This window comes from Enterococcus villorum (genome assembly GCF_007990225.1).
Lineage (GTDB): Bacteria > Bacillota > Bacilli > Lactobacillales > Enterococcaceae > Enterococcus_B > Enterococcus_B villorum.
This window is the reverse complement of the sequence record NZ_BJWF01000001.1, coordinates 20,952-39,604: the sequence shown is the minus strand read 5'-3', so window position 1 is coordinate 39,604 and position 18,653 is coordinate 20,952. Positions and strand designations below refer to the sequence as shown.

General features: G+C 35.0%; 17 protein-coding genes and 1 pseudogene. 8 read left to right on the top strand and 10 right to left on the bottom strand.

Annotated elements, in window-relative coordinates; all coding sequences use genetic code 11:
• Positions 1-57: 57 nt before the first annotated feature.
• The 8 genes from EVI01_RS00185 to menB form a co-directional block, all read right to left on the bottom strand.
• Entirely contained in the window at positions 58-1,827 is a 1,770-nt protein-coding gene (locus tag EVI01_RS00185) for a glycoside hydrolase family 13 protein (RefSeq protein ID WP_146811479.1), read from the bottom strand.
• 172 nt (positions 1,828-1,999) lie between these two features.
• Positions 2,000-3,112: an o-succinylbenzoate synthase gene (gene menC, locus EVI01_RS00180; RefSeq protein ID WP_010750939.1), complete on the bottom strand. Its 1,113-nt coding sequence runs from the start codon at positions 3,110-3,112 to the stop codon at positions 2,000-2,002.
• Positions 3,078-3,857, bottom strand: coding sequence for a 2-succinyl-6-hydroxy-2,4-cyclohexadiene-1-carboxylate synthase (gene menH / locus EVI01_RS00175; protein ID WP_257006897.1), 780 nt, complete (start codon positions 3,855-3,857; stop codon positions 3,078-3,080). The genes menC and menH overlap by 35 nt, the downstream gene beginning before the upstream one ends.
• 73 nt (positions 3,858-3,930) lie before the next feature.
• On the bottom strand, positions 3,931-5,640 hold the full coding sequence (gene menD, locus EVI01_RS00170; protein WP_010750937.1) for a 2-succinyl-5-enolpyruvyl-6-hydroxy-3-cyclohexene-1-carboxylic-acid synthase: 1,710 nt from the start codon (positions 5,638-5,640) through the stop codon (positions 3,931-3,933).
• Positions 5,637-6,824, bottom strand: coding sequence for an isochorismate synthase (locus EVI01_RS00165; protein WP_503327669.1), 1,188 nt, complete (start codon positions 6,822-6,824; stop codon positions 5,637-5,639). The genes menD and EVI01_RS00165 overlap by 4 nt, the downstream gene beginning before the upstream one ends.
• 2 nt (positions 6,825-6,826) lie before the next feature.
• Entirely contained in the window at positions 6,827-6,997 is a 171-nt protein-coding gene (locus EVI01_RS13935) for a hypothetical protein (protein WP_010750935.1), read from the bottom strand.
• Positions 6,978-8,507, bottom strand: coding sequence for an o-succinylbenzoate--CoA ligase (menE, locus tag EVI01_RS00160; protein ID WP_010750934.1), 1,530 nt, complete (start codon positions 8,505-8,507; stop codon positions 6,978-6,980). The genes EVI01_RS13935 and menE overlap by 20 nt, the downstream gene beginning before the upstream one ends.
• Entirely contained in the window at positions 8,452-9,267 is an 816-nt protein-coding gene (gene menB / locus EVI01_RS00155) for a 1,4-dihydroxy-2-naphthoyl-CoA synthase (RefSeq protein ID WP_010750933.1), read from the bottom strand. Before menB ends, menE begins: the two co-directional genes overlap by 56 nt.
• 126 nt (positions 9,268-9,393) lie before the next feature.
• Here menB and EVI01_RS00150 point away from each other — a divergent pair, with 126 nt between their 5' ends.
• The 5 genes from EVI01_RS00150 (at position 9,394) to EVI01_RS00130 (ending at position 13,307) form a co-directional block, all read left to right on the top strand.
• On the top strand, positions 9,394-9,756 hold the full coding sequence (locus tag EVI01_RS00150; RefSeq protein WP_025480637.1) for a PaaI family thioesterase: 363 nt from the start codon (positions 9,394-9,396) through the stop codon (positions 9,754-9,756).
• Between the two features lie 258 nt (positions 9,757-10,014).
• The gene (locus EVI01_RS00145) at positions 10,015-10,863 is read left to right on the top strand and encodes a YitT family protein (protein ID WP_010750931.1); all 849 of its coding nucleotides are present in this window, start codon (positions 10,015-10,017) and stop codon (positions 10,861-10,863) included.
• Between the two features lie 391 nt (positions 10,864-11,254).
• On the top strand, positions 11,255-11,665 hold the full coding sequence (locus tag EVI01_RS00140) for an organic hydroperoxide resistance protein (RefSeq protein ID WP_010750930.1): 411 nt from the start codon (positions 11,255-11,257) through the stop codon (positions 11,663-11,665).
• A 58-nt stretch (positions 11,666-11,723) separates the two neighbouring features.
• A complete protein-coding gene (locus tag EVI01_RS00135; RefSeq protein WP_010750929.1) occupies positions 11,724-12,155 on the top strand; it encodes a MarR family winged helix-turn-helix transcriptional regulator in 432 nt (143 codons plus the stop codon).
• 126 nt (positions 12,156-12,281) lie between these two features.
• Positions 12,282-13,307, top strand: a complete 1,026-nt coding sequence (locus EVI01_RS00130; protein ID WP_010750928.1) for an AI-2E family transporter — start codon at positions 12,282-12,284, stop codon at positions 13,305-13,307.
• A 176-nt stretch (positions 13,308-13,483) separates the two neighbouring features.
• Here the strand turns inward: EVI01_RS00130 and EVI01_RS00125 are convergent, their stop codons facing one another.
• Positions 13,484-14,431 (bottom strand): LPXTG cell wall anchor domain-containing protein, encoded by a 948-nt coding sequence (locus EVI01_RS00125; RefSeq protein ID WP_010750927.1) that lies wholly within the window; start codon positions 14,429-14,431, stop codon positions 13,484-13,486.
• Positions 14,400-14,537, bottom strand: coding sequence for a hypothetical protein (locus tag EVI01_RS13555; protein ID WP_010750926.1), 138 nt, complete (start codon positions 14,535-14,537; stop codon positions 14,400-14,402). The genes EVI01_RS00125 and EVI01_RS13555 overlap by 32 nt, the downstream gene beginning before the upstream one ends.
• 145 nt (positions 14,538-14,682) lie before the next feature.
• Here EVI01_RS13555 and EVI01_RS00120 point away from each other — a divergent pair.
• The 3 genes and pseudogenes from EVI01_RS00120 (at position 14,683) to ahpF (ending at position 18,554) form a co-directional block, all read left to right on the top strand.
• A pseudogene (locus tag EVI01_RS00120) lies at positions 14,683-16,232 on the top strand (helix-turn-helix domain-containing protein).
• Positions 16,233-16,443: 211 nt separating this feature from the next.
• Positions 16,444-17,007, top strand: a complete 564-nt coding sequence (ahpC, locus tag EVI01_RS00115) for an alkyl hydroperoxide reductase subunit C (RefSeq protein WP_010750923.1) — start codon at positions 16,444-16,446, stop codon at positions 17,005-17,007.
• Between the two features lie 11 nt (positions 17,008-17,018).
• Positions 17,019-18,554, top strand: a complete 1,536-nt coding sequence (gene ahpF, locus EVI01_RS00110) for an alkyl hydroperoxide reductase subunit F (RefSeq protein WP_010750922.1) — start codon at positions 17,019-17,021, stop codon at positions 18,552-18,554.
• Positions 18,555-18,653 lie beyond the last annotated feature (99 nt).

The window sequence follows — 18,653 nt, the reverse complement described above, 5'->3', positions numbered from 1 at the left end:
GTATACTGTTATAAATCTATTGATTGCAAACGCTTTCTGATTGTTACCGGTAACAAGTTATTCGCTTAGGATGAGAAAACCATTTTGTTGAATTTCAGCTTTTCCATCGTTTAGCAGTTCACTATTTTGACTTAAGATCACTTCATTTCCTTGCTCAACGAGATAGGATTGGGACGACTGATTGAAAACAGCGTGAATTTTTTGACCATTCAATTCGCGTGAAAAGTGAATAATATCTTTGCTGTCATCCACCAACTCCCAGTTGATTGCTCCTTGAATTAAAATACTTGAAAGTCGTTTTCGGAGATAGATCAACTCTTTGATAAAACCATACAATTCTAAATCTTGGTGGTTTTCATCCCAAACCATACATTTTCGACAATCGGGATCATCTTCACCAGTCAGTCCAATTTCTGTTCCATAATAAATACAAGGAGCACCTTTTTGTAAAAACATAAACGTCATGACCGATTTCAATAAATCTTTGTTGCCTTTACATAACGTGAGAATTCTAGCCGTATCGTGAGAATCAAGTAAGTTAAATGTGCCCTCATTCACTTGGTCTTGATAAAGCATCTGTTGATGATTCATGCCACTGATCATCTGTGAAGCACTTATTTTTTGTTTGACGAAATAATCTTTGATGGAATCAGTAAATGCATAATTCATGACAGCATGAAATTCATCTCCTTGAAGCCAAGCTTGGGAAGAATGCCAAATTTCACCCAAAATATAAATATCCGGTTTGATAGCTGTGACTTTTTGATGGAATATTTTCCAAAAATGGTGATCTACTTCATTGGCAACATCTAAACGCCAACCATCAATGTCAAACTCTTCTATCCAGTAAGAAGCAATATTTAATAAATATTTTTGCACTTCAGGATTTGCCGTGTTAAGTTTAGGCATAAATGGAGTAAAAGCAAATGTATCATAGGCCAAATTTTTGGCTGTTTCAGGAGTGTCCGTTAATTGATAAGTGTCAACAGGGAAAGAATGGATGTGGAACCAATCTTTATAAATCGACTTTTCTCCATGTTGAATGACATCTTGCCACTGAGGAGAATCACTTCCGATATGGTTGAACACCGCATCAAGCATAATTCTTATCCCTTTTTGATGGGCTTTTTCAATCAGCTCTTTTAAAAGTTTTTCATCCCCAAACGCTGGATCAACAGCTAAATAATCAATCGTGTCATATTTATGATTCGACATTGCTTTGAAAATAGGGCAAAAGTAAATCCCATTGATACCTAGGTCAACTAAATAATCTAAATGGTCAATCACTCCTTGTAGATCGCCACCGAAAAAATCATCCCGAGCAGGCGCTTTGCTTCCCCAAGGAAGCGTTCCAATTGGGTCATTTGTTTCATCTCCATTTGCGAAACGCTCTGGAAAAATTTGATACCAAACGGTTTCTTTCGCCCATTGTGGAATTTTGAAACGGTCAATTTCATGGAAATAAGGCAGACGAAAATAGCCATTGGGTTCAGTTAACGTGGTCAATTCATAGGAAAAAATCCCTTGGTTACCATAAAAACATTCAGTTCCATCAATCCCTACAAGATGAAACCCATATTGCAACCTTCTAGAGGTACTGGTTTGCTCTACTTCCCAGTAATCATGTACTAATGTACTCAGGCTTTTTTTCATTGGTAGTTCTTCTAAATACCATTTTTCAGAATTGATCGTATAAGGATCTCCACTTATTAAATAAACTTTTTTCACATCGTCTTTACAAGTTCGTAAGCGGATTCTAAGGGTATCTTTTGTGTATAAAAAAGCATACTCACTTTCTGGCCGATGATAGATGGCTGCGGTATTCATATTGTTCCTCCCTTTTTTTAGATTACGTGTTCACTATAAAAGACAAAAAGATAAAAGACAACGCTTTCAAAAATGTTATCGGTAACAAAATTTTTCACTCTGCACAAAAAAACTCTAAAAAGCAGTTTTATTTTGCTTTCTAGAGTTAATAATCCAACTTAAATGATTCGTATTACCCAAAGAAAAGTAAATCTTCATGTATGCAGTAACGAAAAACTTTTTGTTGGTCAAGAATAGCTCCATGACCATTTCCTGAGGGCACTTTTATTTTGCCATTTTTTAGTATCGCTTTCTCTTCAACAATATCATCATAGTAGTAACGGTTAGAGGCAGAAATATCTCCAGGAAAAGTAAAGACATCTTGACTAGCAAACTGTAGATTAATTGCGCGTCCAATCCCCGATTCAAACATGCCTCCTATCCAAACCAACAAATCATGTTCTCGACAAAATTTAGTAATCGCCAGTGCTTCCGTCAGCCCACCAACTCGTGGTATTTTCAGATTAATCGCACGACAACTTCTCAATTCATAAGCCGTTTGAACGTCTTTTAATGTGCGAATATTTTCATCTAAACAAATTGCTGTTTTTAACTGTTTTTGTAAAAAAGCATGGTCTACAAAATCACGTTGGTCAAAGGGTTGTTCAATCATCGAGAGATTCAAATGATCCATCTCTAAAAAAATCGGCAAATCTTGTAATGTATAGGCTGAGTTCGCATCAGCCATTAGTAGTAAATCAGGAAATTCTTGGCGTAATAAAGTCAGTGGCTGAACATCAAACCCAGGTTTTATCTTTAACTTCAAACGTTGATATCCTTGAGCGACATATTTTTGGGTCTGTTTCAATAACTCTTCAAGGGTTGGTTGGATTCCTAAACTGATACCCACAAAAAGCTCTGTTTTGGCACCGACAAAATATTTATTGAGACTACGGTTGTGTCTTTTAGCATATAAATCCCAATAAGCTGTCTCTAAGGCTGATTTTGCCATGAAGTTACCTTGCACTTTAGTAAAAACTTTGTGTATCTGTAAAGGATGAGTAAACGTATGCTGAGTAAGCAAAGGAATGAGTTCTTTTTTTATTATCAGGCGACTCATTTCAAGCGTCTCTTCAATATAATCTGCTTGTTGAAAGGAGACCAATTCTCCTATCCCTTGATTTCCTAGTTCGTCTTCAAGAATTAGCAAATCAAAAGCTTTTTCTGTTAGGGTACCGTAGCTTGTTTTAAAAGGAGTGACCAAAGGAAGTTTAAATTGGAGTTGACTTATTTTTGTTAATCGCATGCATTGTTTCTTCCTCCTTTATCCATTGACCAACCAATCTTTCAAAGGCTTTTGGCTGTTCTAAGTGGATGCAGTGACCGCTGTTTGCTACTTGTATCATACGAAAACATTTATTTTGTTCGATGAACTGTTTTCCTATTTTTTGAAATTTTACATCCTCTTCCCCTACTAAATAAAGGATAGGAAGTTGAAGTTGTTTTAAGTCTGGCCAGTAATTTTTTTGCTGTCCTGTCCCCATATACATTAGGCTAAGTGCTAACCCCATGACTTGTTGAGATAATCTTTCTTGGCGGATATTTCTTCTTACAGATAGCGGCAACATTTTTTGGCTATTGAATATCGGGAGCGACTCCCAATATTCAATAAAATGAGCAAGTGAAGAAGTGAATAACATTGTAGCTAAACGGTTATCTTGTTTTTGTCGTTCTATTTTTTCAAGTGGCGATTGGATACCAGGTGTGCCACCTTCCATCACCAAACCCTTGATGCCTTTAGGTTGTTCAATTGACCATGCCAATGCCGTTCTTGCACCCATTGAATAACCTAATAAATAAAAAGAATCAATGTTTAACTGAATGGTCAGCAAAGACAAATCTTTTACAAGTACCGATAGCTTATAGCGATATGGATGAACATACACATCCGTCTGACCATGACCAATTAAATCAATAGCTAAAACGTTGATTTCGGTAAAAGAAAAGGAAAAACTTTGTGATGTGCCCGTAAAACCATGCAAACAAATCAATACCGGGTTTTAAGGATTGCTTTTTTGCAACCAGTAATAAGCATAATTCACCCCATTGATAGTTATTATTTCTTTAGTCATAACTGTTCCCAAATTCTTTCACCATTTTGTACCAGCAGTCAACTGGCTCTTTTTGAGTTCCTGAGATTTCAATTAATGTCCACGTGGAATTTTCTCTACTCTGATGAATCATGTCTTCAAATTCCCCCATTGATCGTGGTTTTTTATAGCTTCCATGATATAAATCTGCTACTTTTTTTAATTCTAAATTCAGAGGTGTAGAAAACAAAGGTTCAAAAAGTGATGTCTCCAATTCACTTTGTGGAAGGAAAGAAAAAATTCCCCCGCCATTATTATTGAGAACCACGATAGTTATTGATAACTCTAATTCTTTCACAATTTGTAAACCATTCATATCATGAAAAAGGGCTAAATCCCCTATTAATAAAAATAAATGGTGTTTTTTAGACATAGAGACGCCTGCAGCAGTTGAGATAATTCCATCAATGCCATTTACTCCACGATTTCCATAAATTGAAAATGCCTGTTTTGCAGGTTCAGCCAAGCGATCAATAAAACGAATGGCATTACTGTTAGATAAAAACAATGTCTCATTTTGTTTAAGTAAATCAAATAGTCGTTTACTTACATTACTTTCGTTAAAAGTAGTTGGTGTTAAAATAGACTCAATTACTTGATGCGCTCTCTTACTTTTTTCCTGCCAATCGATGAGCCAGTTTTTGTCGCATGTTGCATGAGGTAAACTCTTCTTAACTGATTTAATGATTTCACAAAATGTCATTGGATCAATAGTTAAAAAATAGTTTCCTAAATGTAGCCAGTCTTTCCATTGAGCTCGTTCATCAATTAGGACATAAGAAACCTCTTGCTGTTTTAGATAAAGCATAAGATTCTTACTTAATGGTAAGTTTCCAAACTGCCAAATCACTTCCGGTGAAGCCAACTTATTTGCTGAAAAAATTAAATCTGTATGGGCGAGATAATTATTACTTATTTTTGCACAAGAACTTAAATTCGATAAGGGATCGCCAGTGATCGGCCAGCCCAGTATCTCAGAAAGTTCAAGCAACTGTTTGGCTTGTGCGATCGTCAATTCTCTACCTACAATGATTAAGCCTTTTTTCGTTAACCAAGAAGATAGCTCGGGAACTTCTAAATTCCCATTCTTTTCTGGCTCTATTTCTTTTCTGTTATAGGTGCGTGAAAATGTTTGCGTTAAGTCTGGCAATAAAGGCTCACGAAGAGGAAAATTGATATGGACTGGTCCTTTCGGTGATTTTTTAGCAATTGAGACACTTTCACAACCATGCCAAAAACTATATCTTTCAAAAGTTTCACCCGCTTCAGGAACCGCCATTCCAAGGTATTTTTTGACATGACTGCCATATAAGCTGTTTTGATTCATGGTTTGCGGTGCTCCAACTCCTAAAGCTTCTGGTGGACGATCCGCTGTTAAGACAACTAAAGGAACTTGAGTAGCTTCTGCTTCACAAATGGCTGGATAATAATTAGCTGCTGCTGTTCCTGAAGTATAAAGTAAGCCCACTGGTTGACCAGTTCCTTTTGCTAATCCTAGCGCAAAAAAAGCTGCTGATCGTTCGTCAACATTGACGTAACACTTGATTTTTGGATCACGATAAACTAGTAATGCCAAGGGTGTAGAACGTGAACCAGGACTGATCACTATCTCTTTTAAACCACTCTGTTTTAGTCCGTGAATAAAAGCCAATAAATAGGCGGTTGTTTCTTTTTTCGTTGTCATTCCTTTACTCCTCTAAGCATTGGTTGAAATTTCAAAGCCGTTTCTGCATATTCAGCTTCTGGTGTTGAATCTTTGACAATGCCACAACCAGCATATAAAAGTGCACCTGACGAATCCACAACACCAGAACGGATGCCAACAGCGAACTCACCGATATCATCAACAACCTCACACCAGCCAATCGGACCGCCATATAACCCTCTTCCAGAAAGTTCTTTTTCGGCTAACCAATCCATTGCTAGTTGTTTTGGTTCCCCTCCTAAAGCTGGTGAGGGATGAAGTTCTTTTACCGCTTCTAAAAATGATATTTCTTTCTTACGAAGTCCCTTCAAAGTAAGATGGAGGTGTTGAATATCACGGTTTTTTAAAAGACTTTTACTAGAAATGACTAGATTTCCATCAATAAATGAGGTCATCTGCTTGGATAATCGATCCACAACTAATTGATGTTCAGAGAGGTTTTTAAAGTCTTTTAAAAGGTTTTCTCCTAGGGTTTGGTCTTCTTTTTCAGTTGATCCACGAGTCGTTGATCCAGCGATACTAGCTGTCAAAAAATGAGTATTCGTCGCTTGAATTAATCGTTCTGGTGTCGCACCTATAAAAGTTTTTTCTTTTTTTTCTAGGACAAAACGATAAGTGTTTGGTTGTTGCTGAATCAAGTGAAATAAAATTCTTTCAGTCGAAATTGAAGATCCTTTGATTTGAAGCTGTCTAGCCAATACGACTTTCTTTAGTATTTCTTTAGGGTCTGAAACGCATTGGACGGTTTCTTTTACTGCCTGTAAAAATTCAGGTACATGTCTTTCACATTCACTATCTATTTGACCTTTAAAAAAAGTTGGGATACTTCTTTTTAGTATCTCATTTACTTGAGTGATCTTTTCAGTGAATGCATACTCGAGTTTTTTTAAAGTTTCAAAGTGGTTTTTTACTGTTAAAACAACTTCTAATCGTTGATGTTTTTGTTTGAATAAGATAGTTGGTAAAATAAAATGACCTTCTTCTAGCCCTCCCCACATCACTTCATTTTTCCTATTATTCGCATCAAAGGGCAGTCCACCAAAGAGGATCGGAGAAACTTGTTTATCTCCTACAAATAAAAGTTTTTTTAAAAACTCTTTCTTTGTTTCAATCACGTCTGTTGTAGACCAGCTCCTTTTTTCTTTAATTAGATTTTGACCAATCCCTAGTAAGCCAAACTGACGATCGGGTGTTTGCCAAAAAAACGTTGACCTTTTAATTCAGTAGTTTTAGCAAAAATATGTTCCAACGGTTCGTAAGGCACTTCAAAACTATAGCTCAAATAGGATTCTTTAGGTACATTTGTTAGCTTTAAATTATCTAAGCTGGTAGTCAATATAATTCACTCTTTCTTCTGTTAAAAAAAGTCTTTTTAAAGTTTTTCCTGAAGCTGTTTTAGGTATCTCATGGACGATAAAAATTTCATCCGGATGTTTATACGGAGCAAGAAATTGCAAGAGTTCCTGGATCTCCATATGAGTTAACGTTGACATTTTTTGTAATTTAATGTAAGCCACTGGACGTTGCCCCCATATGGCATCTTTTTTCCCTACAACAATAGCTTCTGCCACTTTTTTACTTTTCAAAAATACCGTTTCGATCTCTGAAGGATAAATATTTTCTCCTCCTGAAATAATTCGCTCGCTCATTCGACTAAGAATAAATAAGTCCCCATCACGATCTAAGTAACCCCAATCTCCCGTACTAAACCAACCATCGTCATTCCAACAAGCTTTTTCTCGGTCATTCAAATAACGAGTGACAATGGAAGGCCCCTTCAAAAGAATTTCTCCTGCTTCATAAGGTTGACTTGCTTCTTTGATTTTTAGTTGGACATGAAAAAGTGGCTTGCCTACAGTTCCTTTTTTCTCGGTGCTTAACTTGTTCTGACCAGCAACCACTTGCGCACATGTTTCAGTCATTCCATAAGAAAACATGACAGATAAATTGTTTTTTTTGCATGTTTCAAGAAGAGATAACTCTACTGGTCCCCCGCCAAGTAAAATCTGCTTAAAATGTTCTGGGTACCCATTTATTGAAACGTAAGCGATTAATTCTCTTAACATTTTTGTTACCAGTGAGAGATAATTTACTTTACTTTCTAGAATGAATTGGTTGACTTTTTTTGGATCAAAATTTTCACATAAATGCACACCAATACCTAAAACTAAAGAACGTAAGAGAATCGACAAACCACTAATATGATATAAAGGAACACAGCAAAGCCAACTTTCTCCAGAGTTTATATTCATACTCTTTTGTGTAGCTAGACTACTGGCTTTATGGTTTCCAAATGTTTGGGGAACGCCTTTGGGTTTTCCTGTCGTACCAGATGTATACATGATCGAAGCGATATGTTCATCTTGATATCCAAGATCAATAAAATGTCCTTCCATTATATTTTTCAACTCTTCGCTTTTTGGAAACGAAAGAAGGGTGGTCCTGATTTCTGTCTTTTCATAAAGTTCGGTAATCAGTAAGTGTGTATTTGCATCTTTTAGCTGATACATTAACTCTTCTTTAGTTAATCGTGTATTTAGTAGCTGTACCTCTATTCCTAGTTCCCATAATGCTAAGATAGTGAAGTACATTTTTGGGTGGTTGTTGCTTAAAATAGCCACTCTTTTATATTCTTTATTCTGGTTTTTCATTTCTTCTTGAAAAAAAGAAACATATTTTTGTATATAGTGATTTAGTTCACTAAAAGTGAACTGACAATTATTTGAAGTAAACGCTAAATGGTTTGGATGAAGCAAAGCTTGTCTTTGTAACCAACTTTTTGGTTGCTTGTTACGGAAATTTTGGGAATTGATCAAAATCAGGTTCTCGTTTTTCTTTAAATGCATCTCGACCTTCTTGTGCTTCATCCATCGTATAATATAGTAAAGTAGCATCACCTGCTAGTTGTTGAATACCTGCTAAACCATCTGTGTCAGCATTTAATGAGGCTTTGATCATTCGTAGCGCTAAGGGGCTTTTTTTCAACATTTCTTCTGCCCATTCAATAGTGACGTCTTCAATTGTATCTAAAGGAACGACAGTATTGATCCAATTCATCGCTAAAGCCTCACTTGCGGAATACTGTTTCGTCATAAACCATACTTCTTTGGCTTTTTTATGTCCAATTACGCGAGCTAAGTAACCAGAGCCATAGCCCCCATCAAAGCTACCTACATTAGGTCCTGTTTGCCCAAATTTAGCATTTTCAGCAGCGATTGTGATATCACACACAAGTTGTAATACATTACCACCACCAATCGACCAACCTTTTACCATAGCAATCACGGGTTTAGGGATCACGCGAATTAATCGTTGAAGGTCTAGAACATTTAAACGAGGGATTTGATCTTCCCCAACATAGCCGCCATTTCCTCTGACTTTTTGATCGCCACCAGAACAAAAAGCTTGATCTCCTGCTCCTGTTAAAATAATCACACCGATATCTTGACGATCTCGACAAATTGAAAAAGCTTCAATCATCTCAAAAACTGTTTTAGGTGTAAAAGCGTTGTGCACCTGCGGACGATTAATAGTTATTTTGGCTATTTTTCCATACTTTTCAAATAAAATTTCTTCATACTGCTTGATTGTTTTCCACTCTCTCATATATTTCCTCCTTTAATTCGAACATCCTTATTATACACAAAAGAAAAAGGAAACATTTGTTATTTTATATTTTTTTTCTTTTTCTGTTATACTATTCAAAAAATGAAAAAAGGAATGCGACAAATGATGAACTTAATTGATTATTTAAAAATCGAAACTTCTTACGTATCTAAAGAACGTGTGGAACTGTTATTACCTCTTTCAAAAATACACCACCAACCGTTTGGTTATCTTCATGGAGGGATTAGTGGTGTATTGATCGAAACAGCTTGTAGTATTGGTGCCAATCAACATCTTACAGCTTCACAAGTTGCGATTGGTTTAGATTTACATGTCAATCATTTAAATAAAGCTCAAACGGGGCAGTTACGAGTAGTTGCACAGCCTGTTAAAATTGGTCGAGCAATTCAATTTTGGACAGCTGAAGTTTATTTAGATGGAGAAACAATCGTAGCAAATGGCTCTTGCACTTTAACGGTCAAAGGATAAGAATAGATATTTTTTAACAATACGTGCCTTTTATCGTGGCAATGCTTCTCTTTGTTTGGTATATGGAGCTGTCTTACCTATTCCTAATTAATAAAAAAGCAAATAAAATTTGAAAAACAAGTAAAATAATAAAAATCATGAGCAAAGTTAGCTATACCTAACTTTGTTTTTAAATATCTATTAACTTATGAACAAAAATACGTTATAATGAAAAAATAGCTAGAATATTAGAATAAAATAATTAATGGATGTGAATAAATGAAACAAATCAAATCAATTACTTGGATTTATACAAAAATAGTATTTGCTTTAACAATTTTAGGTGTGAGTATCAACATGTTTTTAGGTCCTCACCATATTGCCGCTGGTGGTGTGAGTGGTTTAGGTATTCTTTTAGAATCAGCTTTTGGTTTTAATCGAGCGCTGGTTATATTAGTGTTAAATAGTGTAATGTTAGTGTTAGCGCTAGTTTTTCTTGGGAAAAAGCCTTTTTTTAAGGTACTTTTTGGAAGCCTTGTTTTCCCGTTGATTATCGCCCTCATACCTGAAACCATGGTGACACCTGACCGATTATTATCAGTTATCTTTGGTAGCGCTATATTTGCTCTTGGAGTAGCGATTTTATATAAAAATAATTCTTCTAGTGGAGGTACAACTATCCCTCCACTGATTTTTAAAAAGTATTTTCATCTAAATACTTCTATTGGCTTGTTAGTGACTGATGCATTTGTAGTCTCACTTAATTTATTTATTTTTGGATTTGAAGAATTTTTATATGCTATTCTTTCCATCGTCATCACCTCTATTGTCATGACGTATATTGAAACCGGTATGAATCGGAAAAAATCGCTTATGGTCATGAGTGAGAATTATTTGGAAGAAATACGTCAACGATTAAGTGCAGAAATTGGACGTGGTCTTACATTACTAGAAGCAAAAGGTGGCTACAATCGGAAATCAAAAGAAGTTCTATTAATTGTAGTTACCGATCATGAATTTTCAAAAATCAAACCAATCATTGAAGAAATTGATCCAACAGCCTTTGTGATTGTTAGCAGTGTAGCTGAGGTAACCGGAAGTGGATTTACGTATCATCCAATTGAGTAAGATAGGGAATAAAAATAATTCACCATTTTAGCTAACCGATTCTTTTTTATCCATTTGATGAAAGGTTGACTAAAATAAGCATGGATTATTTTAGATAAATAGTCTACTTTATGTTTACTTTAAGGTTCATTTTCTATCCTAATGGTAGCCCAAGTTTTTTCATTTCGTATTTCCCTTTTTATACTTTTTAACCTCCTATGAAACTGTTTGTTATTGGACAGTTTCTAAACAAGCGAGTGACACACTATTTTCTTTTCGTGTCTTCTCGCTTGTTTTTTAGTATTGCTTGTTATTTCGAAATTCATTAAATGATAAACTATTTATTTGCATTACACAATTAAATTGTGTACAATATAATTGTGTAAAATAAATAATTAGAGGAGTGTTTCTTATGAAAAAAATGTATTCTACAAAAATGATTAATACTGGTGGCCGTTCTGGAGAAGTTCATAGCCCTGATCATTCATTTGAATTAAATATTGCGGCACCTGGACGTCGTGTTGCTGATGCAACAAATCCAGAACAACTTTTTGCAGCTGGATTTAGCGCTTGTTTTAACAGTGCATTAGATTTGATCAAACAACAAAAAAATATCCCTGGAGCTTCAACGATCAGTGCACAAGTTTCATTATACGCTGAAAGTGAAATGAGTTTTGTTTTAGGTGTTGAAATTGAAGGTCACATTGAAGGTCTTTCGTTAGAAGAGACACAAGCATTACTTGAAGCAGCTCACAAAGTATGTCCATATTCAAAAGCAACGGCAGGAAATATTGAAGTGACACTAACAGCTGTTGAAGGCTAGACTTTTTAGTAAAATTCAGCTATGCTAGCAAGGGAATAAAAGAAATGAGGTGGATAAAATGGAAGAATTATATTTAGAAAACCAATTGTGCTTTCCTTTGTATGCCACCTCTAAAGAAATCATTAAATACTATACTCCTTTGTTAAAACCTTTAGGATTGACTTATACGCAATACTTAGTCATGCTTGTGCTGTGGGAAAATAAACAACTTACAATGAAAGAGTTAGGAAATCTGCTTTGTTTAGATTCTGGTACCTTAACCCCAGTTGTCAAAAAAATGGCAGACAAAGGGTTATTACAACGAAAAAGAGATACTTCAGACGAACGTATCACGATCCTTTCTCTCAGCTCTAAAGGTCAAGCTTTAGAACCAAAAGCAAAGGATATCCCAGCTAAAATTTTAGCTTATTTGCCACTAGAAGAAGATGAACTGGTTCTTTTGCAAAAACTAACCAAAAAAATGCTTGGTAATTTTCGCAAAAATCAATAAAAATTAGTCCTTAAGACTACTGACGGTCGATTCTCGTTAGTAGTCTTATTTTTTTCTTTCTAATTACTGTCTTCCGACTTATAATCAATTATGTATGCTATCACTTAATTATTGGAGGTTATTGATTTGTCCGTTTACCAGCGTTTTATCACGAATGAAAAAATTCGCCGCATGACTGTTCTCTTATCCATTATTGTGGTTCTTTTTCTAGTAAAAAGCATGATTACCACCATTTTACTGACGTTTATTTTTACTTACTTAATGATTCATTTAGTGCACATCATCCAACGTTTTATCAAAATTCCTACAGGTGTATTAACTATACTGGTTTATGCCTTGGTTGTTTATTTGATTTATTTGGCGTTAACGATCTATGTACCGCTTCTGATCCATCAAACGGTTGATATGATTCAATCGGTCATTAATTTTTATGAGCACCAACCAAAAGATGCTGATCCGGTATTACAGTATATTCACACTTATATTGAAAGAAATGACTTTTTTGAACAATTACAAAATGGTGCGTCTATTGCGTTAGGTTACTTGCAAGATGTTGGAAAATTAGCAGTTGCTTTTACGATGTCCTTTATTTTAAGTTTCTTTTTTATGATTGAAAAGAAAAAAACCATTGTCTTTTCAAAACTATTTCTAAAAGGGGAATTTGCTTGGTTTTTCCAGGATATCTATTATTTCGCTGATAAATTTGTTAATACATTTGGATTAGTGTTAGAAGCGCAATTTATTATTGCATTGTTAAATACTTTGCTAACGACGATTGCCTTAGCTGCTTTTGGGTTCCATCAGTTATTAAGTTTAGCAATTATGATTTTTATTTTGAGTCTGATACCAGTTGCTGGTGTTATCGTCTCTTGTGTCCCTTTATCCTTCATTGCTTACTCACAAGGTGGCATCAAAGACGTTGTTTATATATTGTTAACCATTTTGATCGTCCATTTAATTGAATCTTACGTTTTGAACCCAAAACTGATGTCTAGTAAAACGGAATTACCCATTTTTTACACCTTTATCGTCTTATTGCTTAGTAAACGTTTCTTAGGTGTTTGGGGATTAATCGTCGGTATCCCTATTTTTACTTTCTTTTTAGATGTACTAAAAGTGAAAGAAATACCTAACCATCCATTGAAGGAATGACATCTTTTAAGACTTTTCCTCCTATTCTTTTAATACTAATATGAAAAAATTATTTTCCTTAAGAAATATCTATCAGGAGAAAAATTAGAACAAATAAAGCCCTCTATTGAATAGAGGGCTTTATTTGATAAATATTTATGGTAAACAATCAATAAGTGGGTTACCTTTTCAAAGAATTATTTTTTTATTCTAAATATTAGATAAGCTATAGTAGCAAAACCTACATAGATAAAAACTGGATTATTTTTGTCCGCCGTTTGTGGTAACTGTCTCCTTCTCTCGGTTTTCGATGTGTTACCTTCGTTAGAGAAAATATCATGGTTTATTTCATGCTTGTTTTCATTTTTACTTAGCAAGAGTTTTGATGCGCTATCTGTTGTCGTTGATTTCTCTTTATTGGTTAAAATTCGGTGTGCCTCCTCAGTCAAATTGCTTTCTTCTGAAGTAATATCAATTGGTTCTTTTTTCTCTTCTGTCGTTATATCAGCTGAATCTGGTGTTCCATCTGTTGTCGTGTCAGTTGAATCTGGTGTTTCTTCTGTTGTTGAATCAGTGATGTCTGGTGTTCCTTCTGTCGTCATGTCAGTTGAATCTGATGTTTCTTCTGTTGTTGTGTCAGTTGTATCAAAATTTTCATCTGACGTGGTGTTAGTTGAATTTGGTTTTTCTTCTGATGTTGATGTGGAACTACCAGTTTTTCCTTCATCTGTTGGTTCAGTAGAATCTTTGTTTCCAGTACTTGCTCCTCCTTCCACTGCTTGTCTTTGACTGTACGGCGTAAGGTATTGATTATCTTCTGGATGACGATCAGCAACTTTGATTGTAAATAATGCTGGCTGTGTTAAATGTTGGGTTAGTGTGATAGTAAAGAAAAAACTTGCTTTTCTTCGATTTATGACAAGAGAACTTGGATCATGTTCGATGCTTAAAGCAGGATCAATATTTTCGAATTGAACACTCGATTGTAAGATTGGTTGACTATCTCCTGAATAATCAACGGTTGCTTTAACAGTGATTTTTTCACCAACAGCAAGTTTCATGACTCCTGAATTTGTAGTAGAAAATTCTTCTTGGAGTGTAATCCGATTCACATTAGCCCAACCAGGTTCCTTTGATTTTGCCACAAGTGAATTTGGTTCCTTGTTTTCGTTTATTGGTTGCTGTTGCTCTTATCGGTAAGGATCCTCCGATTAGAGCGACAGCAACCAATAAAAAATTGATGTATTTCATTATATCTCCCCATTTCTAACACTTTTTTTGTGCAACACATATGATAAGATAATATAAATCATTCAATTATTTTTACTGTTTTTTTGTACAAAACAACGAATTTTTTAGTAAAATGACGGATGGAAAAAGAAACAGGAGGAATGACATGCAAACTCAAGAAGCAGTAAAAAAGTATTTATTAAAGAAAAAAAGTGTCACAAAACTTGATATTTTTCTTTTTTTATCAGAACATCAATTTTTATTACAACTCACTATTTAGCCGATTATTTCAGTATGTCTGATTCAAATTTTTTGCTTTATATTCAAGAACTAGAACAAGATTTCACAGCTCTTGGTTTAAAAGAAATTTCATTAATTAAACAAAAGAAGTTTATTCAATTAGACTTAGGCAAGATAGATATTGCGAAATGTTACTATGAGTTGTTTGGAAAATATTGTTTAGAATCAACGAATTTTCAAATTTTAACTGCTTTGTTAAAGCCTTCTAGTACGTCAATGGTCAGTATCAGTCAAATAACAAATTATAGCCCTTCTTACCTCTATTCTAAGATGAAGTCGGTCAATCAATTTCTCGCTCTTTACGGGATTGCCTTTAAGTTTTCAAGTAAAGGAAGACAGATCATCTCAGGAACGGAAGTCCAGATTCAGTACTGCTTTTTAGATGTGTATTGGAATATCTTTTCAACTACTTCTTTTCCCTACACAAAAGATACGGACCAATCAATGAACTACGAGTTAACGGCTTATTTTAAGAAAAGTTTACTGGCTGCTCTTAGTGGTGGAATGAAAGAAAAGTTATTCTTATTATTAAAAATATGCCGAGAAAATTTTCCTGTTACCTCTTTAAAAACTGTTCAAAAGGAATTAAAGGAACATAAATATATCGAGTATCTGATTAGACCTGAGTTTGATTTACTTCATCGTCATTTGCCTCTTTGCCCTGAACAGCGAATGTTGATCAATATATTGGCCCGTTTAGCTATTTCAAAATTAGAAAGCGACGAACTTAGTTTTCATCATTACCAAACCTTACTAGAAGAAAATGTCCCATATATCGTTTATTCAAAAAAATTAGTAGAAGCATTCAGTGAATCTTTTCATTTATCCATTCCAAACAATTATCAAAAAATCTATGCTCTTAATTTTGCACGTAATAAACTTTTCAGCACCTTTTTAAATCATGATCAACCGAATACGCCATTACCTACTTTTGCTTTGTATGAAGGAAAGGAAAATTTTGCTACTTTACAACGAAAGATTGAAACTTTCTATTTGCAATTTAGACAAAAAAATTGGGAGGATTTCCCAAAAGTGTTAGCTAGAGAAAACGTACAATGGATCGTAGAAGATTTACTGCATCTTTATGATCGGTTTAAGCCACAACACTCGATTGTCATCGGAATCAATTACACGAAAGATTTTTATGTTAGTAAAGATTTATTGGTGAAAATTGAACAAATTTTCTCTTCAGAATCGGTGACTATCCAGAAAAATTATATGGATGAATGTGATATTGTTGTGAGCGATTGTCCACTAGAACATCTTCCCTCTCATATAAAGAAAATCTATCTTTTAGATAATTATGTCACCCCTCAAGATTGGAAAAACGTTATTACAAAGATCGCAGAATACATTTTTGAACTAAAACAAGAAAATGATTACACCAGTTCCTCCTTATTTTTTAATGAAAGATAAAAAAGCAAATGTCCGACATTCAACCTATACAAACCTTGTTAATTCAAGGTTTAAATAATAATACCTAGTATTCATCCTTTTTTCTCAGAGTATAAATAACCTCCGATTTCTATGTAATATAATTAAATAACGAAAAAACCTTTGACTTTATAAGCGTTATTAAATTATATTAATTATAAATAAAAATATAATTTAAATTGGAGGTTTTTTTATGTCATTGATTGGAAAAAAAGTTGGAGAATTTACTGCACAAGCATATCACAATGGCGCATTTATTGAAGTCACAGATCAGAATTTTACTGGTAATTGGAGCATCCTTTGCTTTTATCCTGCTGACTTTACCTTTGTTTGTCCGACTGAACTAGAAGACCTACAAGAGCACTACCAAGCATTAAAATCTTTAGGGGTTGAAGTTTTTTCTTGCTCAACTGATACTCATTTTACGCATAAAGCTTGGCATGATACTTCAGATGCTATTGGTAAGATTGAATATGCCATGATTGGTGATCCTTCTCATCATATTTCTCGCTTATTTGAAGTCTTAGATGAAGAAAATGGTCTTGCCCAAAGAGGAACATTTATTATTGATCCAGATGGCATTGTCCAAGCGATGGAAATCAATGCAGATGGTATCGGTCGTGATGCAAGCACATTAATTGATAAGATTAAAGCTGCTCAATATGTACGTACCCATCCAGGCGAAGTATGCCCTGCTAAATGGAAAGAAAGTGGTGAAACGCTAAAACCTAGCTTTGATCTTGTTGGAAAGATATAGTAGGTGGCGCTATGTTAGATAATGAAACCAAAAAAAATTTAGCGCAATATCTCGAATTAATCGAAGCACCGATTCGTTTTTCAGTAAGCGTCGATGGAACAGATGCATCTCAACAAACCCTGGCTTTTGTTAATGAAGTAGCTGCTATGAGTGAGAAAATATCTGTTGAGAAAAAACAACTCTTACGAACACCTAGTTTTGAAATTAACTCTTTGCAAAATGAAAGTGGTATTGCTTTTGCTGGTGTTCCCTTAGGACATGAATTTTCTTCATTCCTATTGGCCTTACTACAAGTAAGCGGACGGGCACCAAAGATTTCTGATGCCATGATCCAAGATATCGTGAAAATCAATCAACCGTTACATTTTGAAACCTATGTTAGTTTGACTTGCCACAATTGTCCAGATGTGGTTCAAGCATTAAACATCTTAGCTGTATTGAATCCCTTGATTACCCACACCATGATTGAAGGCGGAATGTATCAAGAAGAAGTCAAAGAAAAAGAGATTATGGCAGTGCCAACGGTTTTGCTGAATGGGCAAGAATTCACTAGTGGTCGGATGACAATTGAACAGATTCTTGAAAAAATAATTGATCCAGCGCAACAAGGAAAAACGGATTTAAGCTTAAAAGAAAAATTTGACGTCATGATCATCGGTGGCGGACCCGCAGCAAGTAGTGCCGCTATCTATGCTGCCAGAAAAGGGATTCGAACAGGTCTTGTTGCTGATTCTATTGGAGGCCAAGTAGTGGAGACTTTAGGAATTGAAAATATGATTGGTACTTCCTACACAGAAGGACCAAGATTAATGAAACAAGTCGAAGAACATTTACGTTCTTATCCTGTTGATGTCATGACGAATCAGCAAGTCCTCTCCCTAAAAAAACAATCGGACCATTTTGAAATTGCTCTAAAAAGTGGCAATAAATTAGCAGCAAAAACTGCGATCATTGCGACTGGTGCCCGTTGGCGTTCAATCAATGTTCCAGGTGAAAAAGAATTTAAAAACAAAGGGATTGCGTACTGTCCGCATTGCGACGGCCCTCTCTTTACTGGAAAAGAAATTGCAGTAATCGGTGGCGGAAATTCTGGAATTGAGGCAGCGATTGACTTGGCAGGATTAGCAAAACATGTTTACGTTTTAGAGTTTCTACCAGAACTTAAAGCAGATAAAGTTTTACAAGACAAGTTAGCTACCCTTCCCAATGTAACGGTTATTCTAAATGCACAGACAAAAGAAATTAATGGTCATAGTCACGTCGAATCATTAACTTATTTGGATCGATCGACCAATCAAGAACATAAATTAGCTGTTGCTGGTGTCTTCATCTTAATTGGACTAGTTCCTAATACGCATTGGTTAAACGGCTCTCTTGATATGAATGATCGTGGTGAAATCCTCATAGATAGTCACGGCGCAACTAGTGTTTCTGGCTTATTTGCTGCGGGTGATTGTACGAATAGTGCTTATAAACAAATCATTATTGCTATGGGATCAGGAGCTACTGCGGCTCTTGGTGCATTTGATTACTTGATGAGAAAATAAGAAACAAAATTATGATAAGTATGAGAGATTAAGAAAAGAGTAGAATTCATTCTTTTCTTAATCTTTTTGCTTTTGATAAGTACACTTTATTGAGATAAT

Bases quoted from the DNA above. Each gene is read 5' to 3' on its own strand.
- EVI01_RS00185 (WP_146811479.1), bottom strand. From the start codon at position 1,827: ATGAATACCGCAGCCATCTATCATCGGCCAGAAAGTGAGTATGCTTTT.
- menC (WP_010750939.1), bottom strand. From the start codon at position 3,112: ATGCGATTAACAAAAATAAGTCAACTCCAATTTAAACTTCCTTTGGTC.
- menD (WP_010750937.1), bottom strand. From the start codon at position 5,640: ATGACAACGAAAAAAGAAACAACCGCCTATTTATTGGCTTTTATTCAC.
- menE (WP_010750934.1), bottom strand. From the start codon at position 8,507: ATGCATTTAAAGAAAAACGAGAACCTGATTTTGATCAATTCCCAAAAT.
- menB (WP_010750933.1), bottom strand. From the start codon at position 9,267: ATGAGAGAGTGGAAAACAATCAAGCAGTATGAAGAAATTTTATTTGAA.
- EVI01_RS00150 (WP_025480637.1), top strand. From the start codon at position 9,394: ATGAACTTAATTGATTATTTAAAAATCGAAACTTCTTACGTATCTAAA.
- EVI01_RS00145 (WP_010750931.1), top strand. From the start codon at position 10,015: ATGAAACAAATCAAATCAATTACTTGGATTTATACAAAAATAGTATTT.
- EVI01_RS00140 (WP_010750930.1), top strand. From the start codon at position 11,255: ATGAAAAAAATGTATTCTACAAAAATGATTAATACTGGTGGCCGTTCT.
- EVI01_RS00135 (WP_010750929.1), top strand. From the start codon at position 11,724: ATGGAAGAATTATATTTAGAAAACCAATTGTGCTTTCCTTTGTATGCC.
- EVI01_RS13555 (WP_010750926.1), bottom strand. From the start codon at position 14,537: ATGAAATACATCAATTTTTTATTGGTTGCTGTCGCTCTAATCGGAGGA.
- ahpC (WP_010750923.1), top strand. From the start codon at position 16,444: ATGTCATTGATTGGAAAAAAAGTTGGAGAATTTACTGCACAAGCATAT.
- ahpF (WP_010750922.1), top strand. From the start codon at position 17,019: ATGTTAGATAATGAAACCAAAAAAAATTTAGCGCAATATCTCGAATTA.